The sequence below is a fragment of the Flavobacterium sp. FlaQc-48 genome (genome assembly GCF_044007335.1).
Classification (GTDB): Bacteria; Bacteroidota; Bacteroidia; order Flavobacteriales; family Flavobacteriaceae; genus Flavobacterium.
The window spans coordinates 210,431-235,754 of record NZ_JBIPCR010000002.1; the positions used below are offsets into that span (position 1 = coordinate 210,431).

General features: G+C 38.7%; 28 protein-coding genes. 9 read left to right on the forward strand and 19 right to left on the reverse strand.

Translation table 11 applies throughout. From position 1 onward, the window contains the following. Window positions 1-9: 9 nt before the first annotated feature. Entirely contained in the window at window positions 10-321 is a 312-nt protein-coding gene (locus tag ACHRWY_RS04110; protein ID WP_395352789.1) for a hypothetical protein, read from the reverse strand. A gap of 401 nt (window positions 322-722) precedes the next feature. Between ACHRWY_RS04110 and ACHRWY_RS04115 the strand changes: the two genes are divergently transcribed. Then, window positions 723-1,325: a 2,3-diphosphoglycerate-dependent phosphoglycerate mutase gene (locus ACHRWY_RS04115; protein ID WP_395352791.1), complete on the forward strand. Its 603-nt coding sequence runs from the start codon at window positions 723-725 to the stop codon at window positions 1,323-1,325. A gap of 96 nt (window positions 1,326-1,421) precedes the next feature. Here ACHRWY_RS04115 and ACHRWY_RS04120 read toward each other — a convergent pair whose 3' ends face one another. The 3 genes from ACHRWY_RS04120 to ACHRWY_RS04130 form a co-directional block, all read right to left on the reverse strand. Beyond that, window positions 1,422-2,090 (reverse strand): BON domain-containing protein, encoded by a 669-nt coding sequence (locus ACHRWY_RS04120; RefSeq protein WP_395352793.1) that lies wholly within the window; start codon window positions 2,088-2,090, stop codon window positions 1,422-1,424. A 202-nt stretch (window positions 2,091-2,292) separates the two neighbouring features. Then, window positions 2,293-2,691 carry a hypothetical protein gene (locus tag ACHRWY_RS04125; protein ID WP_395352795.1) on the reverse strand — a complete coding sequence of 133 codons (399 nt, stop codon included), beginning with the start codon at window positions 2,689-2,691 and terminating at the stop codon, window positions 2,293-2,295. A gap of 33 nt (window positions 2,692-2,724) precedes the next feature. After that, window positions 2,725-3,282: a general stress protein gene (locus tag ACHRWY_RS04130; protein ID WP_395352797.1), complete on the reverse strand. Its 558-nt coding sequence runs from the start codon at window positions 3,280-3,282 to the stop codon at window positions 2,725-2,727. Window positions 3,283-3,688: 406 nt separating this feature from the next. Here ACHRWY_RS04130 and ACHRWY_RS04135 point away from each other — a divergent pair, with 406 nt between their 5' ends. Both ACHRWY_RS04135 and ACHRWY_RS04140 read left to right on the forward strand, forming a co-directional pair. Continuing rightward, window positions 3,689-4,879: a PAS domain S-box protein gene (locus tag ACHRWY_RS04135; protein ID WP_395352799.1), complete on the forward strand. Its 1,191-nt coding sequence runs from the start codon at window positions 3,689-3,691 to the stop codon at window positions 4,877-4,879. Then, a complete protein-coding gene (locus ACHRWY_RS04140; protein ID WP_395352801.1) occupies window positions 4,876-5,928 on the forward strand; it encodes a response regulator in 1,053 nt (350 codons plus the stop codon). Before ACHRWY_RS04135 ends, ACHRWY_RS04140 begins: the two co-directional genes overlap by 4 nt. On the opposite strand, the gene ACHRWY_RS04145 is transcribed toward ACHRWY_RS04140, so the two are convergent. The 15 genes from ACHRWY_RS04145 to ACHRWY_RS04215 form a co-directional block, all read right to left on the reverse strand. Continuing rightward, window positions 5,925-7,481 (reverse strand): murein L,D-transpeptidase, encoded by a 1,557-nt coding sequence (locus ACHRWY_RS04145; protein ID WP_395352803.1) that lies wholly within the window; start codon window positions 7,479-7,481, stop codon window positions 5,925-5,927. The genes ACHRWY_RS04140 and ACHRWY_RS04145 overlap by 4 nt on opposite strands. A 115-nt stretch (window positions 7,482-7,596) precedes the next feature. Further along, on the reverse strand, window positions 7,597-7,881 hold the full coding sequence (locus ACHRWY_RS04150) for a hypothetical protein (RefSeq protein WP_395352805.1): 285 nt from the start codon (window positions 7,879-7,881) through the stop codon (window positions 7,597-7,599). Between the two features lie 168 nt (window positions 7,882-8,049). Continuing rightward, window positions 8,050-9,363, reverse strand: a complete 1,314-nt coding sequence (locus ACHRWY_RS04155; RefSeq protein WP_395352807.1) for a hypothetical protein — start codon at window positions 9,361-9,363, stop codon at window positions 8,050-8,052. 5 nt (window positions 9,364-9,368) lie between these two features. Beyond that, window positions 9,369-9,968 carry a YceI family protein gene (locus tag ACHRWY_RS04160; RefSeq protein ID WP_395352809.1) on the reverse strand — a complete coding sequence of 200 codons (600 nt, stop codon included), beginning with the start codon at window positions 9,966-9,968 and terminating at the stop codon, window positions 9,369-9,371. 25 nt (window positions 9,969-9,993) lie between these two features. After that, a complete protein-coding gene (locus ACHRWY_RS04165; RefSeq protein WP_395352811.1) occupies window positions 9,994-10,464 on the reverse strand; it encodes a ferritin-like domain-containing protein in 471 nt (156 codons plus the stop codon). Between the two features lie 140 nt (window positions 10,465-10,604). Further along, the gene (locus ACHRWY_RS04170; RefSeq protein ID WP_395352813.1) at window positions 10,605-11,567 is read right to left on the reverse strand and encodes an MlaD family protein; all 963 of its coding nucleotides are present in this window, start codon (window positions 11,565-11,567) and stop codon (window positions 10,605-10,607) included. Between the two features lie 42 nt (window positions 11,568-11,609). Beyond that, a complete protein-coding gene (locus ACHRWY_RS04175) occupies window positions 11,610-12,353 on the reverse strand; it encodes an ABC transporter ATP-binding protein (RefSeq protein WP_395352815.1) in 744 nt (247 codons plus the stop codon). A gap of 3 nt (window positions 12,354-12,356) precedes the next feature. Further along, on the reverse strand, window positions 12,357-13,115 hold the full coding sequence (locus ACHRWY_RS04180) for an MlaE family ABC transporter permease (RefSeq protein ID WP_395352817.1): 759 nt from the start codon (window positions 13,113-13,115) through the stop codon (window positions 12,357-12,359). A 351-nt stretch (window positions 13,116-13,466) separates the two neighbouring features. Next, window positions 13,467-14,138, reverse strand: a complete 672-nt coding sequence (locus ACHRWY_RS04185) for a BON domain-containing protein (RefSeq protein WP_395352819.1) — start codon at window positions 14,136-14,138, stop codon at window positions 13,467-13,469. 52 nt (window positions 14,139-14,190) lie between these two features. Beyond that, window positions 14,191-15,573, reverse strand: a complete 1,383-nt coding sequence (locus ACHRWY_RS04190; protein WP_395352820.1) for an NAD-dependent succinate-semialdehyde dehydrogenase — start codon at window positions 15,571-15,573, stop codon at window positions 14,191-14,193. A 15-nt stretch (window positions 15,574-15,588) separates the two neighbouring features. Beyond that, window positions 15,589-15,819, reverse strand: a complete 231-nt coding sequence (locus ACHRWY_RS04195) for a hypothetical protein (RefSeq protein ID WP_395352822.1) — start codon at window positions 15,817-15,819, stop codon at window positions 15,589-15,591. A gap of 236 nt (window positions 15,820-16,055) precedes the next feature. Further along, entirely contained in the window at window positions 16,056-17,225 is a 1,170-nt protein-coding gene (locus ACHRWY_RS04200; protein ID WP_395352824.1) for a glycoside hydrolase 100 family protein, read from the reverse strand. A 12-nt stretch (window positions 17,226-17,237) separates the two neighbouring features. Further along, a complete protein-coding gene (locus tag ACHRWY_RS04205) occupies window positions 17,238-18,380 on the reverse strand; it encodes a glycosyltransferase family 4 protein (RefSeq protein WP_395352825.1) in 1,143 nt (380 codons plus the stop codon). Continuing rightward, complete coding sequence (locus tag ACHRWY_RS04210; protein WP_395352828.1) at window positions 18,377-19,108, reverse strand: PIG-L deacetylase family protein; 732 nt, start codon at window positions 19,106-19,108, stop codon at window positions 18,377-18,379. The genes ACHRWY_RS04205 and ACHRWY_RS04210 overlap by 4 nt, the downstream gene beginning before the upstream one ends. 42 nt (window positions 19,109-19,150) lie before the next feature. Then, window positions 19,151-19,846, reverse strand: a complete 696-nt coding sequence (locus tag ACHRWY_RS04215) for a Crp/Fnr family transcriptional regulator (RefSeq protein WP_395352830.1) — start codon at window positions 19,844-19,846, stop codon at window positions 19,151-19,153. A 161-nt stretch (window positions 19,847-20,007) separates the two neighbouring features. Between ACHRWY_RS04215 and icd the strand changes: the two genes are divergently transcribed. From icd to ACHRWY_RS04245, 6 genes are all read left to right on the forward strand, one after another. Next, window positions 20,008-21,240, forward strand: a complete 1,233-nt coding sequence (gene icd / locus ACHRWY_RS04220) for an NADP-dependent isocitrate dehydrogenase (RefSeq protein WP_395353207.1) — start codon at window positions 20,008-20,010, stop codon at window positions 21,238-21,240. A 188-nt stretch (window positions 21,241-21,428) separates the two neighbouring features. Then, a complete protein-coding gene (locus ACHRWY_RS04225) occupies window positions 21,429-21,704 on the forward strand; it encodes a DUF983 domain-containing protein (protein WP_395352832.1) in 276 nt (91 codons plus the stop codon). Window positions 21,705-21,880: 176 nt separating this feature from the next. Further along, window positions 21,881-22,471, forward strand: coding sequence for a TetR/AcrR family transcriptional regulator (locus ACHRWY_RS04230; RefSeq protein WP_395352834.1), 591 nt, complete (start codon window positions 21,881-21,883; stop codon window positions 22,469-22,471). Window positions 22,472-22,603: 132 nt separating this feature from the next. Then, the gene (locus ACHRWY_RS04235) at window positions 22,604-23,296 is read left to right on the forward strand and encodes an SDR family oxidoreductase (protein ID WP_395352836.1); all 693 of its coding nucleotides are present in this window, start codon (window positions 22,604-22,606) and stop codon (window positions 23,294-23,296) included. A 6-nt stretch (window positions 23,297-23,302) separates the two neighbouring features. Further along, complete coding sequence (locus ACHRWY_RS04240; RefSeq protein ID WP_395352838.1) at window positions 23,303-24,067, forward strand: SDR family oxidoreductase; 765 nt, start codon at window positions 23,303-23,305, stop codon at window positions 24,065-24,067. Between the two features lie 26 nt (window positions 24,068-24,093). After that, a complete protein-coding gene (locus ACHRWY_RS04245; RefSeq protein WP_395352840.1) occupies window positions 24,094-25,095 on the forward strand; it encodes an NADP-dependent oxidoreductase in 1,002 nt (333 codons plus the stop codon). Window positions 25,096-25,324 lie beyond the last annotated feature (229 nt).

Sequence of the window (25,324 nt, forward strand, 5' to 3'; positions counted from 1 at the left end):
TAGGATTTGTTATTTATGAATGTCATTTACTTTGCGCATAAAATCTGCTGTTGCAGGATCTGCTGCAGTTCCGTAACCATCCACAAGAGTACCTTTTTCATCAGTATTGGTTTCAATGGCATACATGATCGAGCTGTCCTCAGGATTTGATTCGCCTTCAAAACGATAAAAATGGACGATTTTTATCTGATTGGGCATAAAGTGATGATCTGTCTTGAGTGAAACCAGACTTTTTCCTTTCACTTCAAATTGGGATGTAAATCCCAGGTTTTCTATTTCAGCCAGTACAGTGACGAGACTATCCATGTTTACTTTTTCCATAATTTATATTTTTTTTAAGATAACTGATTCTTATTTCTGACATGATCAACTATACTGACAGATCGATTACACAAGCAAAAAAGCATCATCTGATACAAGATAACTTTCGTAAAAAAAAGTTGTAATGATATTAGGGTTAGGGTTATAGCTTGGTTTTAGTTGGTTTGACTCTTCGGCCTACAGTATCCATAAGAATAGTGGCTGTTAAAGCGGCCAGTGCGATAAGTGCGAATAATGTTTTCATGATTATAATTTTTAGAAGATTGAATTTTAAATCTGTCCAGCAAATTTGACCTAAAACAGCTAATAGAGAAATGATCATCAACATTGCAATAAGTGATCTGAAACACTTTTTTTAGCTATTATTACGTTAGCTTTGATACTGGTTTTAAAGAAAAAAAATGGCACTATTAATCTTTGTCAGACATGGACAATCACTTTATAATTTAGAGAATCGTTTTACAGGAATTTTGGATATTCCACTAACAGATCTTGGAAAAGAACAGGCAAAACTGGCAGGGCAAAAATTAATAGGTTATGTTTTTGATATTGGATACACTTCCATGCTTACAAGAGCCCAGGAGAGCCTGCAGATTATCCTGGATGAAATGAAGGTAACGATTCCTATTGTGAAAAATAAAGCTTTTAATGAGCGCATGTACGGCACTTTGCAAGGGCTCAACAAAGATGAAACAGCTCAAAAGTATGGTTTGGCCCAGGTGGATATCTGGAGAAGAAGTTACGATATATGTCCTCCCGGAGGAGAAAGCCTTCTTGATACCTACAACCGGGTAGTTCCTTATTATAAAGCAGAAATAGAACCTAAATTAAAAATGGGACAAAATGTGTTGCTTGTAGCTCATGGAAACAGTTTAAGATCCCTGATGATGTACCTTGAAAACATCAATCCCCTTGACATTGTCAAAGTAAATATTGCAACTGGAATACCAAGGGTTTACACCTTTAAGGCAGACCTGCATCTTTCCGGTGTACACAATTTATAGTTTATAATCTCATTTTAGCTATCGTTATTTTATCAGCGATAACAAACGGTTTTAAATAAAAAAGCAGAAGATATGATCCTCTGCTTCTTCTGTATTTTACAACATTGCATAATCATATTCCACCACCAGATCATTGTCGATAGACCAAATGCCAGGAGTTTTCCAGACGATTTTCTCGGCTTGATCTTTTTGATAGATAGAATCAACAAAACCTGTTAATTTTACATTGGTTCCATTTACAGTTACCGTGATATCTTTAGCGTTCAGTGACCAGCTTCGTGAAAGTGCTTTCTCGACATCCTTTTTCTCGATAGCATCCTTGATGTCTGATTTGATTTTAATCTCATTGGTCACCCCTTTTACACCAGGGAGAAAGCTGATAGCCGTTTTTGCGTCTTGTCTTTGAAAATTCCAGGTCAGTTCACCTTCAAGAGTTACCCATCCATCTTCTACTTTTACCTTAACATGATCTTCTGATACGGACCAATTGTCTTTTAAGGCTTTTAACACTTCATGGGCAATATCATTGTCTGTTTTGGTAAACGTATTAGAGTATTTAATTTCTATTTCCTCAACAACCGCTTTTACCCCGGATACATTTTTGGCCGCATTTTCAGCTTCCTTTTTCTTAAAATATCCGTCTACAATGCCCGTAAGGGTAACTACACCATCGTTTACGGTTACTCCAATTTCTGCAGCATGTAAAAGTGGTTCCCATTTAATGGCATTTTGAACGTCTTTTTGTAGTTCTTCGTTGGTTTTCATAATGTATGTATTTAAAAATTTATAATTTATTTTGAGGGTTATTATCCCTTGAAAAATGCGTTGAGACAAATGCTAAGGGGTTTATCAGACTCGAAAAACAATTCCCAGATAATACTGAATGCTCTGATATAAGGCAATAGCTTTGACTACGATTCCATTTTGCACAGCATAGTAGTTTATTTTGAAAAGTATATTTTCCATCTCAACTATTTTTAAAGTCAGACTTTTTGAAATGTCCCCAAACAAAAAACTCTTGTTCCTGAAGATTCATTTTAGCGGTATTTTCAGTATCTATTTTGATTTTTCCAAAACTGTTGTCTTTTTGTAAAAAGTGCAGTAATTCAGTTTTTGCCGTAGTGGGGCCAAACAAGATGAGTTCATTATAACCAATGGCAAGAGTCGCAATTTTTTTAAAGTATGCTCTTTGTTTATCCTGTTCTTTATGATGCATTTCACTTTCGCTCCTTTGCAGGGTTTCATGTTTGTCCTGAATATCAAATTCAGAGATTATAGTCTGATTCTCTTTATCAGTATCGGTAAAATCGATTAAATTGGCGGAGGCATGATCTAAGTAAATGCCTAATTGATGTATTGTTTTCATTTTTTTTAAGGTGTAAGTTTTAATGTTTTTTACTTATTGTATTGTTGAGGCTTCACTTTCCTCAGGGGAAACGGAGTTTTTTTCTTTAATACCGTTTTCTTTAGGGATGTGGATTCCCAACACTTTTCGGGCATTTTCAGTTTGGGTTTTGCTGCCATGTGCCAGGAGCATAAATTTGCCTGCCTTAATTTGGGTTTCGTATTTTAGCACTTCATCATTTGGAATGCCCAAACTAACTAATGCAGCTGCAATAACACTGCTGCCTCCCAGTAAAGCAGCACCTTCTAATGCTCCAATAATAGCAGAAACAAGAGGCCCTGCAACCAGCAGCGGACCAAGTCCCGGAATAAAAAAGAAAGCGGATCCAAATAGTAAACCCCAGAAGCCTCCCCAAAAGGCTCCAAAGCTTCCCCATTTTTTCATGCGGTCTCCCACAGTGTAGTAACCTGTTACAGTTTCATCACTATGGTAGTCAGTTCCAATGATGGATAGCCTGGTCATATCGTAACCGCTTTTCTCGAGTTTTTTAATAGCTATTTCAGCTTTTTGATGCGTGGCATAAAAAGCGACTAATGTATTTGTGTTTTTCATGTTGATGGTATTGAATGAGCTGTTTTATAAAATTTATCAGATGTTTTTTGAGAAGACCTCATTATACTTCTTCGTTGCTGTACAAAGTTGAGGTAACAGGAAAGAATCTAAAATGACAGGCATCAGCAATAAAAATGATGTTGGGCACTTTTAGAATAAAAAATGAACTGTTATTAAAAAGAGTAAATTTTACTTACTCAAAATGTTAATCTATATGAAGCATTTTTAGCACCAGAGTATTAGATTCCTTAATAGTACGTCGAGTTGTCAAAATTATCGTGATAAGTTCTGATTGCTGTTAAATGAATGATAATGTGTTAATTATAGTGTGAAATTCAGACAGAATGTAACTTCCCATTTTTAAATAGCCGACCTTTATAAGGATCATCATAATTTGATCGATTTGATGATGGACAATGCCGCACTGTTATACGCTCTTGTACAAAATGCTTTGGATGGCATTATTACCATAGATGATATTGGTACTATCGAAACTATTAATCCGGCCGGCTGTGTACTTTTTGGTTATCAGCAAGAGGAAGTTATAGGTAAAAACATTTCAATGCTCATGCCTTCACCTGACAGGGAAAGGCACAATAACTATTTGAGCAAGTACAAAACAACAAGAAAAGCCAGCATAATTGGTGTGGGGCGTGAACTCACAGGAATGCGTAAAGGCGGTGATCTGTTTCCGATGAAACTTGGGGTTAGTGAGGTAAAATATTCAGGCAGGACTATTTATGCCGGTTTCATTCACGACCTGTCCCAGCAGAAAGTAGATGAGGAACGGTATAAGGATTATGCATCGCATCTGGAAGAACTGGTCGAGGAGAGGACAAAATCGCTCAACGATACAATTTTTGCTTTGGAAAAAGCAAAAGAAAAAGTGAGTATTTCCCTGGAGAAAGAAAAAGAACTCAGTAAATTAAAAAACCGGTTTTTATCGATGGCTTCCCATGAGTTTCGCACACCGCTAAGTACCGTGCAGTTATCCGCTTCACTAATAGAAAAATACGCTATACCTTTTGAAAGTGAGCCTATCGGAAAACATATTGCCAAGATCAAAAATTCGGTAAAGAGTTTAACGGCGATACTCAATGATTTCCTGTATGTTGAAAAATTGGAAATAGGCAAGATGAAACCTGATTTCACTTGTTTTGACCTGGTTAAATTTGGTGAGGAAATAACCGAAGAAATGCAGCTCTTGGCCAAACCCAGCCAAAATATCATTTGTAAACATCTCGGAGATCAAACCATGATATACCTCGATGCTAATTTGTTAAAGAATTGTGCCATTAATTTAATTGGAAATGCCATAAAGTATTCCGGAGACAGCTGCTGTATTGATTTTACAACAGAAATTAATGATTTAGATTATATTATTTCAGTTCACGATGACGGAATCGGTATTCCTTTAGAGGAACAAAAACATTTATTTCAGGCTTTTTTCAGGGCGCACAACACCGGAAGTATACCCGGGACAGGCCTTGGCCTAAATATAGTGAGCCGTTACGTTTCACTTATGAAAGGAACAGCAGATTTTAAAAGTAATGAAAAAGAAGGAACCTTATTCACCCTAACATTTCCCATATCATGAGCAAAGTACTGATTATTGAAGACCATAATGAGATTAGGGAAAACATTGCTGAAATCCTTGCTTTGGCCGGTTACACCGTTTATCAGGCCAATAATGGTAAAGTGGGGGTTGAATCTGCTGTTGTCAACCTGCCCGATATTATTTTATGCGATATTATGATGCCGGAGCTCGACGGTTACGGTGTATTGTATATGCTGAATAAAAACCCGAAAACAAGTACTATTCCTTTTATTTTTATAACTGCTAAATCAGAAAGAATTGATTTGCGAAAAGCCATGGAAATGGGGGCAGATGATTACCTGACCAAACCTTTTGATGATATGGAGCTTTTACAGGCCATTGAAAGCAGGCTGAACAAAAAGAATTCAGAAAGGGATTTTTATAGTCAGTCCCTGGGACATCTTGAGAGTTTAGTTGGGGACAGGGAAGGGCTTTCTGAACTAAAAAAAATGATCGATGAGCATATTCACAGGCCCTTTAAGAAAAACCAGATCATTCACTATGAAGGCGATCGTGCTATAGGTCTTTATCTGGTAATTTCAGGTAAAATCAAAACCGTGAAAATGTCTGAAGACGGGCGAGAACTGATGACCGGTATGTATCATGCCAATGATTTTTTAGGGGTCAATACAATTCTCTCTGATGATACCTACACCGATACTGCAACAGCACTGGAAGACAGTCAGGTTTGTTTTTTTCCAAAAGAACAACTCGAAGAATTGCTAAAATTATATCCCGATGTAGCGGAGAAATTCATTAAAATTTTGTCGAATGAGATTAGGAGCAAAGACACGCATTTGCTGCAACTGGCCTATCAGTCAGTCAGAAAGCGTATTGCAGAATCCCTGCTGAGACTCTTTCGTCAGGAAGAAGCCGCAAAAAGGGATAGTATCAATGTAACAAGGGATGATCTGGCAGCAATGTCAGGAACTGCTTCCGAAACCGTGAGCAGGACCTTAACCGAATTTAGAAATGAAGGATTAATAGAAAAAAAAGGCAGCCAGCTGAAAATTCTGGATTATATAAAAATAAGTAAAATGAAAAATTAATTCTCGAAAAGTACTTTAGCCAAAGCATTGTCCCGATTATAAAGGTCATCGTAAAAAGCAATATTTCCACTGCCGTCAGCCCAGGCGGTAAAGTAGGCAATGTAAACCGGAATTTTATCCTGAAGTACATAGGTGTTTTCTTTTCCCAAATGCATAGCTTCATCTACTTTTTGGGTACTCCAGTTGGCTTCTTTTTCCATAATAGCGATGGCAAGTTCCCGGGCTTTCTCGACCCGTACGCAGCCATGACTAAGAGCTCTTTTGTCTTTATTGAAAAACGATTTGGATGGCGAATCATGAAGGTAAATGTTATGGGAATTGGGAAACATAAATTTTACATATCCTAAAGCGTTACTGCCTCCGGGTTTTTGTCTTACTTGTCCGTCATGCCATTCCATATGCTGATTTTGAAGGTAATTTGGATTCTTTTTTATATTGGGCAGTATTTCTTTTTTAAGGATACTTGTGGGAACATTCCAATAGGGGCTAAAGGCCAAATAACTCATATTGCCACTAAAAACAATGGTTTTATGAAATTCTTTTCCCACTACCACTTTAGAAACAAGAAAAGGCTTTCCATCACGGTAATACAGCAATCTGAATGAAGGTATATTCACGGCGATATATTCCTGTGCTGTATTTATTTTAGGGCTGATCCAACGGCATCTTTCCATATTGACCGAAATGGTTTTAATCCGGCTCTCTACGGGAACGTTCAGCATTTCAATAAGTCTGGGCGTGATCTTGTTTTCAAAATCATGATTTTGACTGGTTCCGTAAGCCAAAATACCGTCAGTTATGGTTTGGTCAAAAAGAAGAGACGCGTTATCCTGACTGATAAAACCTTCTAAAAACAGCCTGTTTCTGACCTCTTGTATCGTAGTAGAAGAATCACGCTGATGAAGGAATTTAATTTCTTTTTCAAGTTTAACCATTTTCCAGCCACCGTTTTTTTCAATTTCAAGATATTTTTTTAAAGCCTGTTTAAGAGTGTAATATTGACTGAAATAGTCGTGTTTGAATTCCTTTTTAGATCCAATTCCCTGCACAAGAGTATCGAGGTATGCGGCATTTGAAGCATTTTCTCTCGGAAGGTACCAGCCTGTTTCTTCGCTTTTTCCTATGGTAAATCCGCTGAAAACTTTGGTTGTATAGAAAAAATACATGCAGCTGATCAGCAGCTCAGATTCTAAATTCGGGTTTTTATTGGAATTTTGCTCAAATATTTTTGCAAATTCCATTTCATACGGAATTGGAACAGGAAGCCCTTCTTCTCTCATTTGTCCTACCTGTTTGTGCAGTACATAGGCAAATTCAATAAGTCCTTTCTGGTCGTACCAGATATAATCGCCATGTTTTTTGTAGAGCTGTTTTACCTGAGCCTGATACGGGCTGAATTTAGGATAGTTCTCAAAAAAAGCAGCAATTTTTGTGGTGTCAATTTGCACAGCAGCATTTTCCTGAAGCTGTTTTTGAACATGATCCATAGAATTTGCCTGGGACATCATCCAAAGATTACACATTAAGAAAATCAAGATATATTTATATTTCATTGGGGAGTTATTAGCCTGGGATTCTTGACACTGGAATTTGTAAGGAATAAGTTTTAATTAAAATGAACATAACAATAGATACTGTTATGTTCACCTTTCTTTAATGCAGGATATTTTAATTGGCTTTAATTTCGTCAGCTGCCATCTCTGTGAGTAATTTTCTTTTTTTCACCTCAGGCAGGATTCCATTGTCGCTTTTTTTTGTTTTTAGAGCTTTTTTTAATTTCTTTCCGTTAGTGTTTTCAGTAGTTTTCAGGATTCTTTTATTGATTTTTTTAGCTATCCTTTTGGCTGTATTATCAATTGTTTTCAGAATCTTTTTACTGTTTGATTTTGCTGTTATGGCAGTGGTAATTGCGGTAGTTATTTCAGCTACCATTTTTTTTGAATTTGCTTTCATAATTTTAAATTTTATAGATGTTAGGTTTGATATCTGATTTATTGGAATAAACCGGACGTGTTATATGGGTACAAAATTGAGCAGAACTTTTGTTACACAAAATGACGTTACTCATTTTCATTATTGATGTTAGACACTTTTTTACGAAGTATGTTTTTGGGTTATTATTTAAAATCCCACAGTCGCTTCTAACATAAAACCGTCGAATTGACCGCCGTGTCTGATATCAGTATCCTGAAAATTTTTATATTTCTGATTTACATATTCGGCTTTCATCAGGATATTTTTGGTCAGGAACCATCCTGCAGAACCTACCACACGATTAATGGTCTGGTCATTTTGGTTTAGCGGGCTATCCTTTAGGGTATTGTATCTGGCTGCAATCCAGAAATTTTCTTTCCCGGCCGGGAATCTGTAAATAAGATCAATAGCAGATTGAATAACCTGATGTGTATCGGCCTCAGTGATTTTTCGGCCTTTGGCTACTTCATAAGTTCCAAAGAGTTCAAAACCTTTAAACTTCACAAAAGGATTAATCATAAAAGCCGTCACCTGCTGGCTGAATTCGGGATTGTAACGCCCGGACCTGAAATTATCAACGGCCGTTGCCGTTGTATTTTCCATTACATAAAAATAATGTGAACCCGTTCGGTCTCCTGCAAAAAGGGTATTGTTTGCAGCTCTTTTTACATTATAAAAAGAACCTGTCAGCCTGAATCTCAGATCTTGGTTTATTTGTTTATCATAGCCAATTTTTGCGTGCAATGCAGGTGTAGGTTTGTTTAATTCTCCTGTTGCCGCATCTATTTTGGTAGAAATAACTACCGTTGGGTTTAGTGCGCCATTGGTTATTCCTGCTAAACCCATCCAGCCTGAATCATGATGAAAATATACTTCACCACCAATTTCAGTAGCAAATTCATCCAGAATGTAATTTTCAATAAAAGGGTTGTAGATGGCGTTTCCTCCGTCACTTCGTCTAAAGTGCTGGTCGCCATAATCAACATCATAGGCACCAACTTTCAGGGTTACATATTTCATGGCCTGATCGACAAAATTGCTCTTTAAAAATAACAGTTTATCAAACTGTATGTAGCCTCCTTTTACCCAGGTTTCCTCATGATGTCTTGAAGACAAGTAAATAGTAAGGTTCATTCGGATTCCATCATCGAGCTGCGTGTCTAGGTTCAGGTTGGCCATAGCCAGATTGAAACCATTTGTAATACCAATAAGCTCATTGCTGTTTATGCCGTTAACCAGTACCGGAGTCGCTGTATTTTGATGGTTTAATCCCTGGAAATCCAGTGTAAAATTACCACCCATTTTTACTTTAAAACCGTCAAAAGATGCAGTATCTTTCTTGGTAGTTTCAAAAATATTCAGGCCTCTTTGATCATTGTACCTAAAATACTGCATAGGTTTCTTTTGTGCTTGCGCCAATGTTATCCAAAGGCACAGTAATAGCGATATTGTATTTTTCATTTGAATTAAGATTTTTCAAAAAGGAAAGAGAATTCAAGTTTGATCGAATCACCTGTTTTCATGACTCCGCCCATAAAAACAGGTGCCGTGACCTTGTAGTCGCTCATGTTTATGGGGTAATTGCCATCACAGCTGATACTTCCGTCTTTATTTACAAAACAGTATAAATCGATAACAACATCTTTGGTGACGCCCGCAATGGTCAGTTTTCCGGCCGTTTTGATATGGAATTTGGAATTGTTTAAGCTCATTACTTCAGCAGAAACCTGTTTGTATGTGATCTCTTTAAACTCATCCGTTTTCAGGGCTTTGTACGCATTTTTGTCTAATTTTTTCTGACCGCTTTTAAGAGTGAGCACAGGGAGGTTAAACTCAATGGCGCTGAGTTTTGTAATTTGATTTTCAGCACTGATATTAAATGTTTCTTTTCCCGAAAAAGTACCTGTTTTCATCGTCCAGTCATGAAAGGTAGAGGTTCCGGATATCTTCATTTCATTCACTATAGATTTTCCAATTTTGAAATGGGATTGTGCCAGAACCGTCTGGTTCAGCCCTGAAAAGATTATCGTCAGGAATAGTACAGCGAATTTTATTTTAGTTTTCATGATTATTTTTAATTTATTAAAGACATTATTTTAAGTAGGAGCGAAGGAACCAGGCCATTTTCTCATGGCTCTCGGTTAGTGTGGTAACAAAATCATCTGTTTTACTGTCTTTAGAAGTCGTTTCAAGCAGCGATGTATTGTTTTTTAGTATGGCAATCAGGTTTTCATGATCACCAAGTAATTCATTGAGATAACCCGTACGGTCATTTATTTTTTTTCTTTTTTTATTGAATCGCGTTACCTTTAAAAAAGCCTTCAGCATGGCATCTGCATAATGACCTGAAGCATGAACACGTTTTTCAATATGCTGGATTATAATATCAATTTCGCTGGATTGAGCACTGAAAAAAAGATACTTGTCCTGAAAATCAACATACTGAAGGTTCGCATCTACACTTTTAGTTTTGGTTAAAAGGATATATTCATCACAAAGAATACTGGAGAGTTTGTTGGTAAGGTTTCTTATATGAGCTCTTTTTGAAGTAGTGGTTTTCATGTTCGTTTTTGGAGTTGGTGATTTTCAAGGCAAAGTTGAAGTTATTAGAGGTAAACCAAAATGACAGACAACGTACCAATAAGTGACGGTTATTACTTATTGAGAAGATCAAAATCATACTTTGCCTGAGATTTACTGTATTAATTAGTATTGGATGCTTTTTGCAGTTCCAGTTCTTTTTTTGCCTCTTCTTTTTTCTTTTTTTTGAAATAACCTCTTAGCAGGAAATTCTGTTTGGCAGCCTGTTCAATTTCAATTAAGTTTTTTGAACCTGTTTGTAAATTTGTTAAGGTTGAATCTAAGGAACCGGCTAATTTCTCATCACTGATCAGTTTTGGCAAAATGCCTTTTCCGGTATTTAGTTTTGAGGTAAAAACATTTAAATCAGTGACACTTTTCTCAAAACCGGAGAGTGTTTTTTTAATACTGTTGGCATAATAAGGATCTGTCATGAGTTTTGATAATGTGCCGTCCTTGTCGTTTATTTTTTTGGTAAAAACAGCAAATTCATTGGAACTGACCTTTAGATTTTTCATCGTAACATCAATACTGTTTGCAAAATTCTCATCGGTTAATACTTTAGAGAGTGCACCTTTTCCGTTATTGATTTTATAGCTGAATTCAGAAAGTTGTTTGGTAATGATCTGGGCATTGTCGACACTTTTTTTGAGTCCGGCAATTAGATCTTCCATCCCGACAGCTTCATTAGACGCAATCATATCGCCGTCTTTTACCACCTGCGCCAGACTGTTTTTAGGAGAAATCGTCAGCACTTTATCGCCCATCAGCCCATCGGAGCCAATACTGGCCCAGGCATCGGTTTTAATGTATTGATGTACTTCTTCCCTGATGATCATGTCGACCACTACGGTAGAATCGGAAATAAAGGAGATGTCTTTTATAGTGCCAATAGTAATTCCGGACAATAGCACATTATTGCCGTTTTTGAGTCCGCTGACGTTTTTAAATTTTGCTTTTAAATGGAAAGTGTCACCAAAAAGGTTTTGGCTTTTGCCAATGAAATAAACCGCAACGAGAAAAATCGTCAGTGCGGCAATGACAAACAATCCCAATTTCCAGATATAGTCTGATTTTTTCTTCATGATGGTATTATTTAGATAAATAAGCAAGAGCTTGTGGGGATATTAATTGGTTCCAAAAAAGAATGATCTTACCCATTGGTCGGTACTGTTTTCGAGTTCCTCATACGTACCCTGCGCATAGATTAGACCCTCTTTGATAATAATGATGCGATTTCCGGTCATTTTAGCGCAGATCATATCATGCGTAATAATGATGGAAGTTGTTTTGTATTTTTTCTGTACCGATAAGATCAATTCGCTGATTTCCTGTGCCGTAATGGTGTCGAGTCCCGCGGTGGGTTCATCATAAAATATAATTTCGGGTTTGATGATTATCGTTCGTGCCAGACTAATGCGTTTGACCATTCCGCCTGATAATTCAGAAGGCATTTTGTCAATAGCTTCTTGTAGTCCTACGCTATCCAGGGCTTCAAGAATCTGCTGCTGAATATCTTCTTCTGTCAAATGGCGCGTATGGTGTTTGAGGGTAAAAGTCAGGTTTTCACGAACCGACATCGAATCGTATAAGGCTCCATCCTGAAACATAAAACCTATTTTGAGCCTGATTTCATTAAGTTCCTTATACGTAAGTTTGGTCATGTCTGTGCCCAGGATTTCCATTTTTCCTTTGTCGAGATCGAGAAGACCCACAAGACATTTTATGGCTACTGATTTTCCTGAACCGGAACGTCCTAAGATTACGAGATCTTCGCCTTTGTTTACCTCAAAATTAATCCCTTTGAGTACTTTGTTTTTCCCAAAGGCTTTGTACAGGTTTTTGACTTTTATAATGGGTTGTTCTTTCATGGTTTAAAAAAATAAATCGGTGATTTGAACTGCCAGCATATCCACAATAAAAATAGAAAGTGACGCTGTTACGACTGCTGAATTTGCCGCAAGTCCCACGCTTGCCGTACCACTTGAAGCATTAAAACCTTTGTAGCAGCCAATGACTCCGATAAAAAATCCAAAGAAGAACGTTTTTATCGTAGCGGGCATAAGATCCAGATAATCCAGATGTTCAATGACTTCTGAAAAGTACCTTCTCATTGTAATGGTATTGTGTATGTTATACCCGATGTAACCTCCAAAAATACCAACCAGATCAGCAAAAATAACCAGCAGCGGCACCATTAATGTTGTGGCTAATATTCGGGTAACTACCAGATATTTATAAGGATTGACGGCAGAAACTTCCATGGCATCAATTTGGGAGGATACTTTCATCGAGCCCAGTTCGGCGCCAATTCCAGACGCAATTTTTCCGGCGCAGATAAGTGCCGTAACCACAGGCGCTATTTCCCTGATAAGAGAAAGTGAAACCATGCTGGGCAGCCAGGATTCTGCCCCAAATTTTGTCATGGTCGGCCTGGACTGAATAGTCAGTACCAAACCCATGATAAAACCCGTGATGCTTACAAGCGGAAGTGATTTACATCCGATGGTGTAACATTGGCGCAGGAACTCATTGATTTGAAAAGGAGGGACGAAAATTTCTCTAAAAAAACGGCCGATAAACAATGAAAAATTTCCTGCCTGTGTTAGCTGCTCTTTTACGATGGCTATCATTGATGATTTGATTTAGATTATAGTTTAAAAAACAATTTTATCGGGTTAGGACCCGCATCTTCCTTACAGGTGAATTTTCTTCTCTTGACCGCTATAAAATTGAATATGTTTTACTTTGCTGCAGTTTATTCTGAACTTTACAGACAGGACTTTTACTTAGCTTTCGTTTGGATAATTGTAATATCCTGAGACAAAGATGCAATGAGATGGTGCGTTTAGAAATGATGAACATCATTGCAGGAAGTGACCGTTATTACATTTAGAAAAGTCCAAAAAAAAACTTCCCTGAATTTTAAGTTATCCAGAGAAGCTTTTTTGTATTTGTAATATTTCAGGTAGTGGCCTGTATTGTTATGCTGTAAAAGAATAGTCGTAATCGACTATCAATTCATTTTTTACAAAGGCCACTCCGGGGGCATTCCAGGTAATTCTGGCCGCTTCTTCTTTTTGGTACAAAGAGGTAACATCGCCGGAAAGAGTTACCGTTGTTCCTGATACCGATACGGTAATATCCTTGGCATTTATGGCCCAATGGCGCGCTAAGGCATTCTCAACGTGTTTTTTCTCAATGGCACTGTTGGATTCTGACTGAACGGTTATATTGTTTATAACACCTTTAACTCCCCTGAGTTCGGTAGCAGATTTTCTGGCCAGCTCTTTTTGATAATTCCATCCCAGCTGACCCTCTAGTGTAACCCAGCTATCCTCAACTTTAACTGTCAGGTTATTATGAGGAAGGAATAGGTTTTCTGAAAAGGATTTTACCAGATCTGAAGCGATATCAGTATCATTTTTTATAAAGTGCCGCGCGTCCTGTATCTCAATTTTTTCGACTACCGCCTTGACACCGCCTACTTTTTTGGCAGCATTTTCAGCTTCCGTCTTTTTATAATAATTGTCTACAGTTCCCGTAAGGGTCACAACGCCGTCTTTCACAATAACGCCAATTTCTGCGGCATGCAAAAGCGGTTCCCATTTAATGGCTTCCTGTACGTCTTTTTGTAATTCTTCATTCGTTTTCATAGGGTATATTTTAAAAATTCACAATGTGTTTTTCGTATAAGTAATATTCAATTCAAAAAGGATCAGAGAGTTCACTTACACGGATCAGTTTTTTATTCACAAATTCATTAATTCCCAGTTCAGATAATTCCCTTCCGTAGCCTGATCTTTTGGTTCCGCCAAAAGGCAAATCGGCTTGTGTCCAGGTTGGGTGATTGATAAATACCATTCCGGTATCAATCTGGTCTGCCACATGTTTACCGCGTTCTATGTCACTTGTAAATACAGAACCTCCCAGTCCAAAAGGGCTGTCATTGGCAAGGTCAATGGCGGCCTGTTCATCTTTTACCCTGTAAAACGAGGCGACAGGACCAAAGAGTTCTTCATGATAAGCGGCCATTCCCGGTTTTAGGTCTGTTAGTATAGTGGGTTCCATAAAAGCTCCTTCACGTTTCAGGCGGCTGCCTCCCAGTACAATTTTTGCTCCTGCATCTACAGATCTCATGACCTGATCAGCCAATAGTACCGCAGCTTCTTCATTGCACAATGGACCTAACTCTGTTGTTCTGTCCATCGGATCACCTACTTTCAGGCTGGCCATTTTTTTAGTGAATTTGGCAAGGAATTCATCGGCTACAGCCTCAACGACTATAAATCTTTTTGAGGCAACGCAGCATTGTCCGTTATTATTGATTCTTCCTACGATGGCCCAATCGACTGTTTTTTCAATATCGGCATCTTCCAGTACAATAAAAGCATCGTTTCCGCCAAGTTCCAGAACCGATTTTTTAAGGTTTCGTCCCGCTTCTGCTGCCAGACTTGAACCGGCGGCTTCGCTTCCCGTTAAGGAAACTCCTTTGATTCTCTGATCTGAAACAAGCGCTGAAGCCCTTTTTCCGGAGATCAAAAGATTGGTGTACAATCCTTTTGGAGCACCGGCTTCATTAAAAAGTTTTTCTATAGCAATAGCACATTGAGGAACAATCGAGGCATGTTTGACAAGTACTGTATTTCCTGCGATGATATTAGGACCTGCAAAACGGGCTACCTGATAAAACGGAAAGTTCCATGGTTCTACGCCAAATAAGACACCCAGAGGCATGTAACGTATAAAAGCTTTGCCATATTCAGGATTCAGGTGTTTGTCAGACAGGAATTGTTCTCCATTGTCAGCATAGTAATCGATAATATTGGCGCTAAGGTCAATCTCGGCTTCTGCCTGCGAGATCAGTTTTCCCATTTCCAGCGTAATGATCCTGGCGAGTTCCTGCTTATTTTTACGCATAAGCGATGCCACTTTATGCATCAAATCAATTCGTTGGGGAAAGGATGTTTTTCTCCAGTTCTGGAAAGTTTCAGCTGCTGTGGCAACGGCTGTTTCCAGAGCAGCATCGGTCATTTCTTCAAAGCTTTTGATAAGCCTGTTGGTATTGGGATCAATTGTTTGTATTGACATGATATTTGTTTTAGATTATTTTGCATTATTTTTAAAAAGGTCTTTGACCGCTTTGCCAAGTTCATCCATATCGTAGTTGAATTCTCGTTGAAAAGATTCATTTTTGGATACAATAGAATCATCAAATCTGAGCATGCCATTTTCGAATTCCGTGTTACGTTCCCGCAGCTTTTCTCTCATTGTTTTGAGCTTCTCGTGGTTCTGGTTCAGTTCATTTTTTAACCTCAAATTTTCTTTTTGATCCACTGTGGTTATTTTTTTTGAAATTGCCTGATCTGGTTGTTTATAAGTATCGGGATTAATTTTTTTTGAGAAATTTTCTTATTGCAAAGATGTATTTAGGTAAGGAGCCAGCAAATGATGTTCAGCACATTTGAAAGTGATCTGAAACACTTTTTTAAGGCTGTACCTGCTAATCGAAAAAAATAGGCTATTGGATTTAATCAGGAAGATTTTCTTTCGATGAAATGCTTTTTTCAATTTCAGTGATTTGACACCCCAAAATAAGGGGTCGTATTGGCCTCTACGCAGGCCACGGCATAGAGGTAAAGAGAAGCTGACCAGCTCTGCCAGTCCTGCCCCATAGGCTCGCCGTCCTGGGCTTTGTACCATTCATTAAAACCATAATCGAGGTCTTTGTTTCTTGATTTTTTAATAAGGTCAGTAAGCAGGAATAATTTTTCTCTTGCCAGTTCCCGTTTTCCGGCCCGAACCAGAGCCGCTATGTGAAGGGCTGAAATGAAAGGCCATATACCTCCATTGTGGTAATCCCCGGGAAGATTATACTGCTCATATCTGGGGATCCAGTCGGGATCTTGAGGCAGGATATAAGGGAAGAAATTCGGGGCCAGTTTTAAGGCCAGATCTTTATTCTGTATCATAATATCACATTGATTTTCTATCCATTTCACAATCTCATCTGCCCTCTGCTCAGAAGCAAGTCCTGAGAGAATAGCCAGACTGTTGCCCAAGAGGTCAAATCGTTCACTGTTGTATATTTTATAAGACCATAAGGCGTAATAGGGCTTTTGTTTTATCAGCATCCCCTCATGCAGATGAGTAGGATTTGTAGGGGTGGTAATGGTAAAATGTTCCATTGCGTTTTGCAGCCCGATTGCCCTTTCCGTATGCCCCAGTATCATGAGGTAGCTGTAGGTTAGGGTATTAACATACAGGCCAAAGCCCAATACCCATTGCTCGTCGCGCCAGTCACTCGTAGGCTGTTGAGCCACAAGATAATCATCAGAAGGACTTTGGTATTCCATCCAGGTTAATGCCTTTTGGACTGCCTCTTCCAGAAAATCCTTTTCCCCGGTTAATTTTCGGAAAATGCCCACTGCCAGTAAAAATAGAGGCGTGGTATCACTTGCTCCTCTATTGTCAGGATCGTGGACTAGTGAAGGGATGTTTCCCCTTAGAGACTGATTTTCAGAAAGCACCTGAAGTGTTTTCTGCATCGCACTTATTAACTCTTCATTTTCGGATACGGCAACACCAAGGATACTAATCATTAAATCGCGCGTATAAGGCTCGGGATACCCCCATGCCGCAGTTCTGGGAAGCCCGTCAAAGGGACCTTTTACATTGTGCAGCAGTACCTGAAGGGCTGCACTCTTTGCTTGTTCTATTTCTGTCCAGTTTCTTTTGTCCATGAGCTGTGGGATTTAATAAATTTGGAGTCTTTCATTGATGATTTTTATAAATTTCGCTGCCACAATCCTGTAGTCGAAGTTTTCAACTGCCCGTTTTCGCCCTGCTGTTCCCATCTGTCCGCGCAGGTCTTTATTGTTCATTAATCTGACAAGGGCATCTTTGATATCCGCTACATTGGCGCGGTAATCTACTGTTCTGGGCTCATCAAATACAATTCGCCTGTTTTCCTCAAAGCCTGATTCAGAACCCAGTGTTACTTCATTGACTACTATTTTTTGTCCGATACCCGCCAGGCAGGCAGTCTTGTTGTCTATAAGGGTATCAAGCATTCCCATTGCCTTAATCCCGATTACGGGTTTACCGCAGGCACCTGCTTCCACTTGGGGCATACCAAATCCTTCGAGCCTTGATGGGGCGGCATAGATATCACAGGCATTTAACAGATACGGAATAAAATTTCTGGATATGATACTGGTTTGGAATATCACGTTATTGCTAATTCCGAGTTGTTCGGCAAGCTTTTGATCCAGATTGCTCTGAAGGGCAGTTCTGGGCTGTGGCCACACCTTGCAGACATATTTCCAGGGTGGCAGTTCTTTCCCCGCAATAGCCAGGGCTTCCATGACCTCGCGGGCGCCTTTGGAGGCTGCATCCCCGCCAATGGTCAGCAGGAGCTGCTCCTCGGGTGCTATTGCAAGAGCTTTGCGGGCTGCAAGTACTTTTGGATCATTTTCATCATAAGGCGTAAAGGCTTCGGTATCACAGCCCACGGGAAGAACTTCAATATTATCCCCGCTTATGCCATCCCTTACATACATTTCCTTTACCCAGTTAGAGGTGACCAGTATGAGCGGCAACCCGTTCAGTACATTTTGGTAATTGGCAATATAGCCGTCGGCCACGAGCCAGGGTACAGCCGTGATACCGAATTTTTGAGGGTGCAGCACCAGCTGTGGCGTATGCCCCCAGTAGCCGGTGCCTACGACAACATCCGGTTTAAACCAGTCGTAATACCATTGTTTTTCAAGTGCTGATTCAACATGAACCGCATGGGCCTCCACGCCATTGGCCAGAAGGCCTTTATAGAGCAGGTCCCCCTGGGTAGCAAGACCACCGGGTGTGGGCGGATAATCGTATAGTACAAGTACTTTCATAATTTTGTTTCTTTAAGCCAGTTATGGGCGTCTTTTTTGCTGGAAAATCTCCAGAATGCTTCTGTTTTTGGAGTCGTTTGAGCTTCCCAGCTATCGGGGGTAAAGCCGTATATTCGGGTTATAATTTCATATTTCTTCTGCCAGATATCAGATGGAAGTGTTAATTGAATATCAGTATTAGGCATGGCCTTGGAATAATACTGCTTATTGTGGTCTTCGTAGGCAAACACCAAAAGCTCACCACATGAAATTTTTCCTTCATCCCAGAGTCCTATTACAGAGCAGCCTGCTTCTTCATGTCTTAGATGCCTTGTATATTCGCCCAGCGGATTGTGGGTAAGGATGAAATCATAGTGATCTGCAGGTAATAATTGCAGTATTAGGCGGTCGATTTCTGATTTATCCTGCGGTAACTGATCAGGTCCATCGTCCAGATTGCCCATGGTACCTGTGCATTGCAGTACTTCCAGCGCTTTATAAAATTTAGGAGCCCTGTCAGGGTCGTATTTTCTGCAAAGGCATACTATAAAGCATTCCCAATGGGGATTACTGAGCAGCATTCCTCCAGCCCATAGGGTTTCATCATCAGGATGGGCCACGATCAGAGCTACTTTTTTTTTCTGTACTTGCATCTCCATGTATTGGTTGTTAGGTATCAGAGAGCAAGTTAAGAGGAAGTAAAAAAAACAAAAATGACGAACATCACCCCAAAAGGTAATCTTCGTCATTTTTTAAAACACGCTGCCGTTCTATTTTTATGCAGGTAAAAATCAGTCTGTTTTCACCTGCAGGAGCTGCTCGAGCTGTAGGCTGTCTTTTATATAAATATTTCTTTTGTCAGTTTCAATGCAGCCTTGTTCCTTGAATTGTTTCAGGCTTCTGCCAAGGCTTTCCTGTGATGTCCCGATAAGGTTCGCCAAATCATCACGTGTCAGGTCTATGCCTTTTACTGTTGGGGAGTTTCGATTGAACCTGTTTTCCAAAAGGAGTAAAAACAGCGCCAGACGTGCATTCTGGTTCTTTTGTGCCAGTACAGCAATGATATTGGCCAGTACACCAAATTCGTGACCGATGTTTTTAATGAGTTTTTGCTGTAAGGCCGGAATTTCCCTGAGCAGTCTAAGGAAATCTTCCTTAGCTATAAAATTTACTTTTAAATCTTCGAGAGCCTCGCACGAGTCCTGATATCGTTCCTGTCCAAGCAGGGCATGATACCCCAGTACATCTTCTTGGGTATAAATGTAAAATATTTGTTCGTCACCGCTAAAACCGCGTTTGAATTTTTTGGCTTTGCCTTGCTTTATCTGATAAATACCAGTAGGGATGCCCCCTTCATAAAAAAGCATACTGCCCTTTTTTATAACAAGAGGTTCCATAACGTTTTGAACAGCCTGATTTTCTGACTCCGTTAGGTCTTCAAAGAGCAGATTACTCTGGAAATCAAATTGGGAAAAGAAATCTTTCATAAAACAAATATAACATTTATTAATTAAATACATAACAAATGTTATATATTTGTAAAAGTTAGCTGTACTTCTTACGTTTAATTAAGTAAGTCAATAGCGAAGGTTAAATAACGAAAATAAAGTTGAACCAAAGAAAGTCTGCGTGGAACTTTTTTTCAAAAATTTACAGTATGATGAATGAGAATAAAATAAGTATTCAAAACGGCAGACTCGTCGTGCCTTCCCATCCTATAATTCCTTTTATTGAGGGAGACGGCATAGGGGCGGATATTTGGAAAGCTTCAAGATTAGTTTTTGACGCTTCAGTTCAAAAAGCGTACGGGAGCAGCAGAAAAATCCAGTGGAAGGAAATATATGCAGGTGAAAAAGCTTTTGAAAAAACAGGAAACTGGCTTCCGGACCAGACTATTAAAGATATTGAGGAATTTCTGGTTGCTATTAAAGGGCCTTTAACTACTCCGGTTGGTGGCGGGATGCGATCACTAAATGTTGCCCTGAGACAAAAACTGGATTTATATGCCTGTGTACGACCGGTAAAATGGTTTAAAGGGGTACCTTCTCCGGTTAAAGCGCCTGAGAAAGTAGATATGATTATTTTCAGGGAAAATACCGAAGATATTTACGCCGGTATCGAATGGATGGCAGGAACGCCGGAACTCAAAAAGGTGAAAGATTTTCTAATTGATGAGATGGGGGTTAAGAACATTAGGTTTCCCAATACCGTATCCATTGGTATTAAACCGGTTTCCAAAGAAGGAAGTGAACGTTTGATACGAGCGGCTTTGAAACATGCGATTGATTTCAGGAAGGATTCTGTGACTATTGTGCACAAAGGAAATATCATGAAATTTACCGAGGGGCAGTTTAAAGAATGGGGTTATCAGCTGGCCAAAGAGGAGTTTGGAGCCAAAGAGTATGAGGGAGGCCCGTGGCTGGTGATAGAAAAATACGGACATAAGGTGATTATAAAAGATGTAATAGCCGATGCGTTTTTACAGCAGATTATCTTAAGGCCGGATCAGTATGATGTGATTGCTACGCTAAATCTTAACGGGGATTACATTTCAGATGCCCTGGCGGCTATAGTAGGAGGAATAGGGATAGCGCCCGGAGCTAATATTAATTACGCCACAGGGGTTTCTATTTTTGAAGCCACGCACGGTACGGCGCCTAAGTATAAGGATCTTGACAAGGTAAATCCGTCTTCTGAAATCCTTTCAGGGGTCATGATGCTTGAATATATGGGCTGGCAGGATGCGGCCGATCTTATTGTAAAGGGACTAAAAGGAGCTATCGGTAATAAAACCGTTACGTATGATTTTGAGCGTTTGATGCAAGGGGCAACTCTGGTCAAATGTTCTGAATTCGGCCAGGCAGTTGTCGATAATATGTAGTATGTTTCATTAGCTGCTTAATCCGGACAGTTCTTAATTGGGTTGTCTGGATTAAATTATAATAACTTACCTGATCAATGAAAGAGACAACAAAATTATACAACATTTTTGCATTAAAATGCCCGCGATGTTATAAAGGTAATTTATTTACCAGGCCAGGACTTTTTGTTTTTAAATCCATTTTAAAAATGCCCGAGAGATGTGAGCACTGCAATCAGGATTTCCGGATTGAACCCGGATTTTATTCCGCTGCACTATGGATTAGTTATCCCATAGTACTCATTGTTTTTGTGCCCATGATTTTTTTTGGATTTCTTTTGAAAGAGACTTATTCGCTTTCTTTAGAAATGATGCTGGGATTCTTTATCATCGTTTGTTTTGGCCTGCAGATTCCAATAATGCGTATTTCCAGGGCCCTTTTACTTCATTTTACCATCCATTATGTAGGCAGCGGCAACAAATAAGTTTCCCTGATACCTGTTTCATTACATGTAGTGCATAGTTACTCCAGTGCTCAACTCATGTCACACCGCCTGAATCCCATAGTAAACTTTTCAAACAAATAAAACGTTAAATTTTAGCGTTTTATTTGTTTGTAAAATATACTTTTTAGTATATTTGTTGTCTAATTTATTTCAAAATGCTGACAAAGGCCGAAAGAACAAAACAATTCATATTAGAAACTGCAGTACCGCTTTATAATGAAAAAGGTATTTCGGGAGTACATATTGATGATGTTCTCGAGGCGACCAAACTTACAAAAGGCTGTCTTTACGGTCATTTTGAAAATAAAGAAGATTTGTCTGCACAGGTGATTGATTTATCGCTTAAGATGGTTGGTGACAAAATAAGAACTGCAGTTTATGGCGGAAAAACGATCAAAGGAAAAATATTTGCGTTCCTTGATTTTTATAAAAACCCTATTGATACTTATATTTCCGGAGGATGCCCAATATTCAATACAGCCGTTGAAGCAGATGATAATTATCCTTTTATAAAAGAAAAAGTAGCCAAAGTAATTCGAAACGGACAGCAGGAATTAACCGCTTTGCTTCAGGAAGGAATCAATACTGGTGAGTTTTCGAATACTCTTGATCCGGTAGTTTTTGCGTTTAAACTGGTCGCTTCGGTAGAAGGAGGAATTGTAATGTGCCGTGTTATGGAGAATGCAAAACCAATGCAGGGACTGGTAAAAAGTCTGAAGTCCGAATTAGAACAATATCTCATCTAACTTTTTTTTGAAACAAAATAGACTAAAAAGTATATTTTAAAATAAACTAAAAAGTCTAAATTTTAAAAAATAAAATGTTTTTATCAAATACAAGAATACCTAAAAAATAAATTTAATTTAAATAAATATAGAATGAAAACAACAGGAAATACAATATTCATAAGTGGTGGAAGTGCCGGAATAGGATTGGCAATGGCCAAAAAACTAAATGCAGCAGGAAATACAATCATTATTAACGGACGAAGTGAAGAACGTCTGCAAAGTGCTTTAAAACAATTGGATCAAGCCATTGCAATACAAGGCGATTTGTCTGTGGAGGCAGACAGGATTCGTATTGCAAAAGAATTAAAAGAACATCATCCGAAAGTAAACGTGATTATCAACAACGCGGGAGCGGCCTTTAGTTATCTTTTAAGTGAGACTTTGAACGCACACGAGAAAGCGGCTATCGAAATGAATACGAATTACTTAAGTGTTATTCATTTTACAGAACTTTTACTGCCTCATTTATTGCAAAAAACAGAAGCAGCTGTTGTAAATGTATCATCGATCGCAGTTTTTGGAAGCCATAAACTAGTACCAACTTATGGAGCTACCAAAGCAGCTTTGCACAGCTACACCGTTGCGCTGCGTTATACCTACGAAGAAGAGAAAAACCTTCAGATTTATGAAGTTTACCCGCCCTTGGTCAATACCGAATTTTCAGCAGAAATAGGCGGTGCAAATGGTATTCCACCAGAAGAAGTTGCAGATGAATTATTTTTGGCTCTGGAAAAAAATCAGTTTGATGTTCCTGTTGGCGACACAAAACAATTCTTTAAATAAGCGATAATGAACATAAAAGGTAAAACGATATTGATTACCGGAGGAGCTTCCGGTATTGGTCTGGAATCGGCAAGGCAATTTTTAGCTGAAGGAGCAGAGGTGATCATCACAGGCAGAAATCAGGCAAAATTAGAGGCGGCAAAAAAAATGCTTCCCTCAGTAATTAGTATCAAAAGTGATGTTGAAAATCAGGACGATGCAATAGCTCTTTTTGAAAAAGTCACTGCTTTGGGCGGAATCGATATTCTTTACAATAATGCTGGTGTTGGAAGCCCCGCACTTAATCTGGGAATCGCAAATGATCAGATTTTAAAGAATGCGATGTATGAAATGAACATCAATTATTTTGGTGTTATCAGGCTGAACAACGTTTTTATAGACATGCTAAAATCAAGAAAAGAAGCCGCTATTATCAATACAACTTCTATTTTGAGTCTGGTACCTGCGCTTGAAGAACCTACTTATGCCGCCACCAAAACCGCTTTGGGTTTTTACACCCGGACACTTAGAAAAAATTTAGAGATTTTAGAAAGTAATGTCAAAGTGTTTGAGCTGCTTCCGCCGGTTGTGGCGACAGAAATGACCGCTCAAAGAAAAGACAAGAAAATGACGCCGGAAGAGTTGGTAAAAGCGCTTGTTTCCGGAATCAAAAAAGATCAATTTACCATTAGGGCAGGCGATACCAAATTGTTATATATCGTGAGCAGGTTTTTTCCAAAATTAGCTTTCAATTTGGTTAATCCTAAAAAAATATATGCAGGTCTTAGATAATAACCGAAACTTTAAAAAGATATAAAATGAAAGCCTTTATAATTAGTAAATACAGTAAAACCGAGCGCTTGCAGCTTACCGAAGTGCCTTTTCCGGAAGTAAATGACAACGATATTCTGGTCGAAGTTCATGCTGCCGGAGTCAATCTTTTAGACTCTAAAATAAAAACGGGAGAATTTAAACTTATTTTGCCTTACAAGCTTCCGCTAATTCTAGGGCATGATTTGGCCGGAGTTATTACAAAGGCTGGGAAAAATGTAAAAAACTTTAAAGTTGGCGATGAGATTTATGCCAGAGCCTCAGATCATCATATAGGCACATTTGCCCAGTTTATTGCGATAAACGAAAAAGATGCGGCACTCAAGCCTAAAAATCTTTCTATGGAAGAAGCAGCATCTATACCGCTGGTAGCTTTAACAGCCTGGCAGGTTTTGGTCGAAAGAGCAAAAATCAAGGGAGGACAAAAAGTTTTTATTCAGGCAGGATCCGGAGGTGTTGGCACAATTGCCATTCAGCTGGCCAAACATTTAGGTGCTGTGGTGGCGACTACTGCAAGTGCAAAAAGTTTCGATTTGCTAAATAAACTTCGTGCTGATTTTATTATCGATTATAAAAACAGCGATTTCGAAAAGATGCTGAGTAATTACGATGTTGTACTGAACAGTCAGGATAAAAAGACGCTCGAAAAATCATTACGAATACTAAAATCAGGCGGCAAACTAATTTCTATTTCCGGACCGCCAACACCTGATTTTGCTAATGAAATTAAAGCGCCCTGGTTTATAAAAATCATTTTATCATTGTTGAGTTCCGGCATTCGCAAAAAAGCAAAAGATAGAAATGTTGACTATTCTTTTCTATTTATGAGAGCTGACGGCAAGCAGTTAAACGAAATTACCAAACTTATTGAGTCTGGAATAATCAAACCTGTGGTGGATAAAGTTTTTTCTTTCGAAAAAACCAATGATGCTTTGTCTTATGTAGAAAGCGGCAGGGCCAAAGGAAAAGTAGTTATTAAAATAAAATAACCAGTTTGCTTTAAGTTTAAGATTAAAGACGCTTTGTCTTTTAAATATTTTAATCGGCACTTTTCAATTTGAAGAAGCATCTGATTTTGCTTAGTAGTTATGAACGTAATTTTTCTTTTTCTTACATTCATTGTGGCCCTGTTAAGTAATTTTAAAAACAGCAATCACCCGTGATTTAAATTTTGGCAATGGAATTTAAATAATTTAAACCAGAACCTGATGCCTGTTT

Bases quoted from the DNA above. Each gene is read 5' to 3' on its own strand.
- ACHRWY_RS04110 (WP_395352789.1), bottom strand. From the start codon at position 321: ATGGAAAAAGTAAACATGGATAGTCTCGTCACTGTACTGGCTGAAATA.
- ACHRWY_RS04115 (WP_395352791.1), top strand. From the start codon at position 723: ATGGCACTATTAATCTTTGTCAGACATGGACAATCACTTTATAATTTA.
- ACHRWY_RS04120 (WP_395352793.1), bottom strand. From the start codon at position 2,090: ATGAAAACCAACGAAGAACTACAAAAAGACGTTCAAAATGCCATTAAA.
- ACHRWY_RS04125 (WP_395352795.1), bottom strand. From the start codon at position 2,691: ATGAAAACAATACATCAATTAGGCATTTACTTAGATCATGCCTCCGCC.
- ACHRWY_RS04130 (WP_395352797.1), bottom strand. From the start codon at position 3,282: ATGAAAAACACAAATACATTAGTCGCTTTTTATGCCACGCATCAAAAA.
- ACHRWY_RS04135 (WP_395352799.1), top strand. From the start codon at position 3,689: ATGATGGACAATGCCGCACTGTTATACGCTCTTGTACAAAATGCTTTG.
- ACHRWY_RS04140 (WP_395352801.1), top strand. From the start codon at position 4,876: ATGAGCAAAGTACTGATTATTGAAGACCATAATGAGATTAGGGAAAAC.
- ACHRWY_RS04145 (WP_395352803.1), bottom strand. From the start codon at position 7,481: ATGAAATATAAATATATCTTGATTTTCTTAATGTGTAATCTTTGGATG.
- ACHRWY_RS04150 (WP_395352805.1), bottom strand. From the start codon at position 7,881: ATGAAAGCAAATTCAAAAAAAATGGTAGCTGAAATAACTACCGCAATT.
- ACHRWY_RS04155 (WP_395352807.1), bottom strand. From the start codon at position 9,363: ATGAAAAATACAATATCGCTATTACTGTGCCTTTGGATAACATTGGCG.
- ACHRWY_RS04160 (WP_395352809.1), bottom strand. From the start codon at position 9,968: ATGAAAACTAAAATAAAATTCGCTGTACTATTCCTGACGATAATCTTT.
- ACHRWY_RS04165 (WP_395352811.1), bottom strand. From the start codon at position 10,464: ATGAAAACCACTACTTCAAAAAGAGCTCATATAAGAAACCTTACCAAC.
- ACHRWY_RS04170 (WP_395352813.1), bottom strand. From the start codon at position 11,567: ATGAAGAAAAAATCAGACTATATCTGGAAATTGGGATTGTTTGTCATT.
- ACHRWY_RS04175 (WP_395352815.1), bottom strand. From the start codon at position 12,353: ATGAAAGAACAACCCATTATAAAAGTCAAAAACCTGTACAAAGCCTTT.
- ACHRWY_RS04180 (WP_395352817.1), bottom strand. From the start codon at position 13,115: ATGATAGCCATCGTAAAAGAGCAGCTAACACAGGCAGGAAATTTTTCA.
- ACHRWY_RS04185 (WP_395352819.1), bottom strand. From the start codon at position 14,138: ATGAAAACGAATGAAGAATTACAAAAAGACGTACAGGAAGCCATTAAA.
- ACHRWY_RS04190 (WP_395352820.1), bottom strand. From the start codon at position 15,573: ATGTCAATACAAACAATTGATCCCAATACCAACAGGCTTATCAAAAGC.
- ACHRWY_RS04200 (WP_395352824.1), bottom strand. From the start codon at position 17,225: ATGGACAAAAGAAACTGGACAGAAATAGAACAAGCAAAGAGTGCAGCC.
- ACHRWY_RS04205 (WP_395352825.1), bottom strand. From the start codon at position 18,380: ATGAAAGTACTTGTACTATACGATTATCCGCCCACACCCGGTGGTCTT.
- ACHRWY_RS04210 (WP_395352828.1), bottom strand. From the start codon at position 19,108: ATGACGAAGATTACCTTTTGGGGTGATGTTCGTCATTTTTGTTTTTTT.
- ACHRWY_RS04215 (WP_395352830.1), bottom strand. From the start codon at position 19,846: ATGAAAGATTTCTTTTCCCAATTTGATTTCCAGAGTAATCTGCTCTTT.
- ACHRWY_RS04225 (WP_395352832.1), top strand. From the start codon at position 21,429: ATGCCCGAGAGATGTGAGCACTGCAATCAGGATTTCCGGATTGAACCC.
- ACHRWY_RS04230 (WP_395352834.1), top strand. From the start codon at position 21,881: ATGCTGACAAAGGCCGAAAGAACAAAACAATTCATATTAGAAACTGCA.
- ACHRWY_RS04235 (WP_395352836.1), top strand. From the start codon at position 22,604: ATGAAAACAACAGGAAATACAATATTCATAAGTGGTGGAAGTGCCGGA.
- ACHRWY_RS04240 (WP_395352838.1), top strand. From the start codon at position 23,303: ATGAACATAAAAGGTAAAACGATATTGATTACCGGAGGAGCTTCCGGT.
- ACHRWY_RS04245 (WP_395352840.1), top strand. From the start codon at position 24,094: ATGAAAGCCTTTATAATTAGTAAATACAGTAAAACCGAGCGCTTGCAG.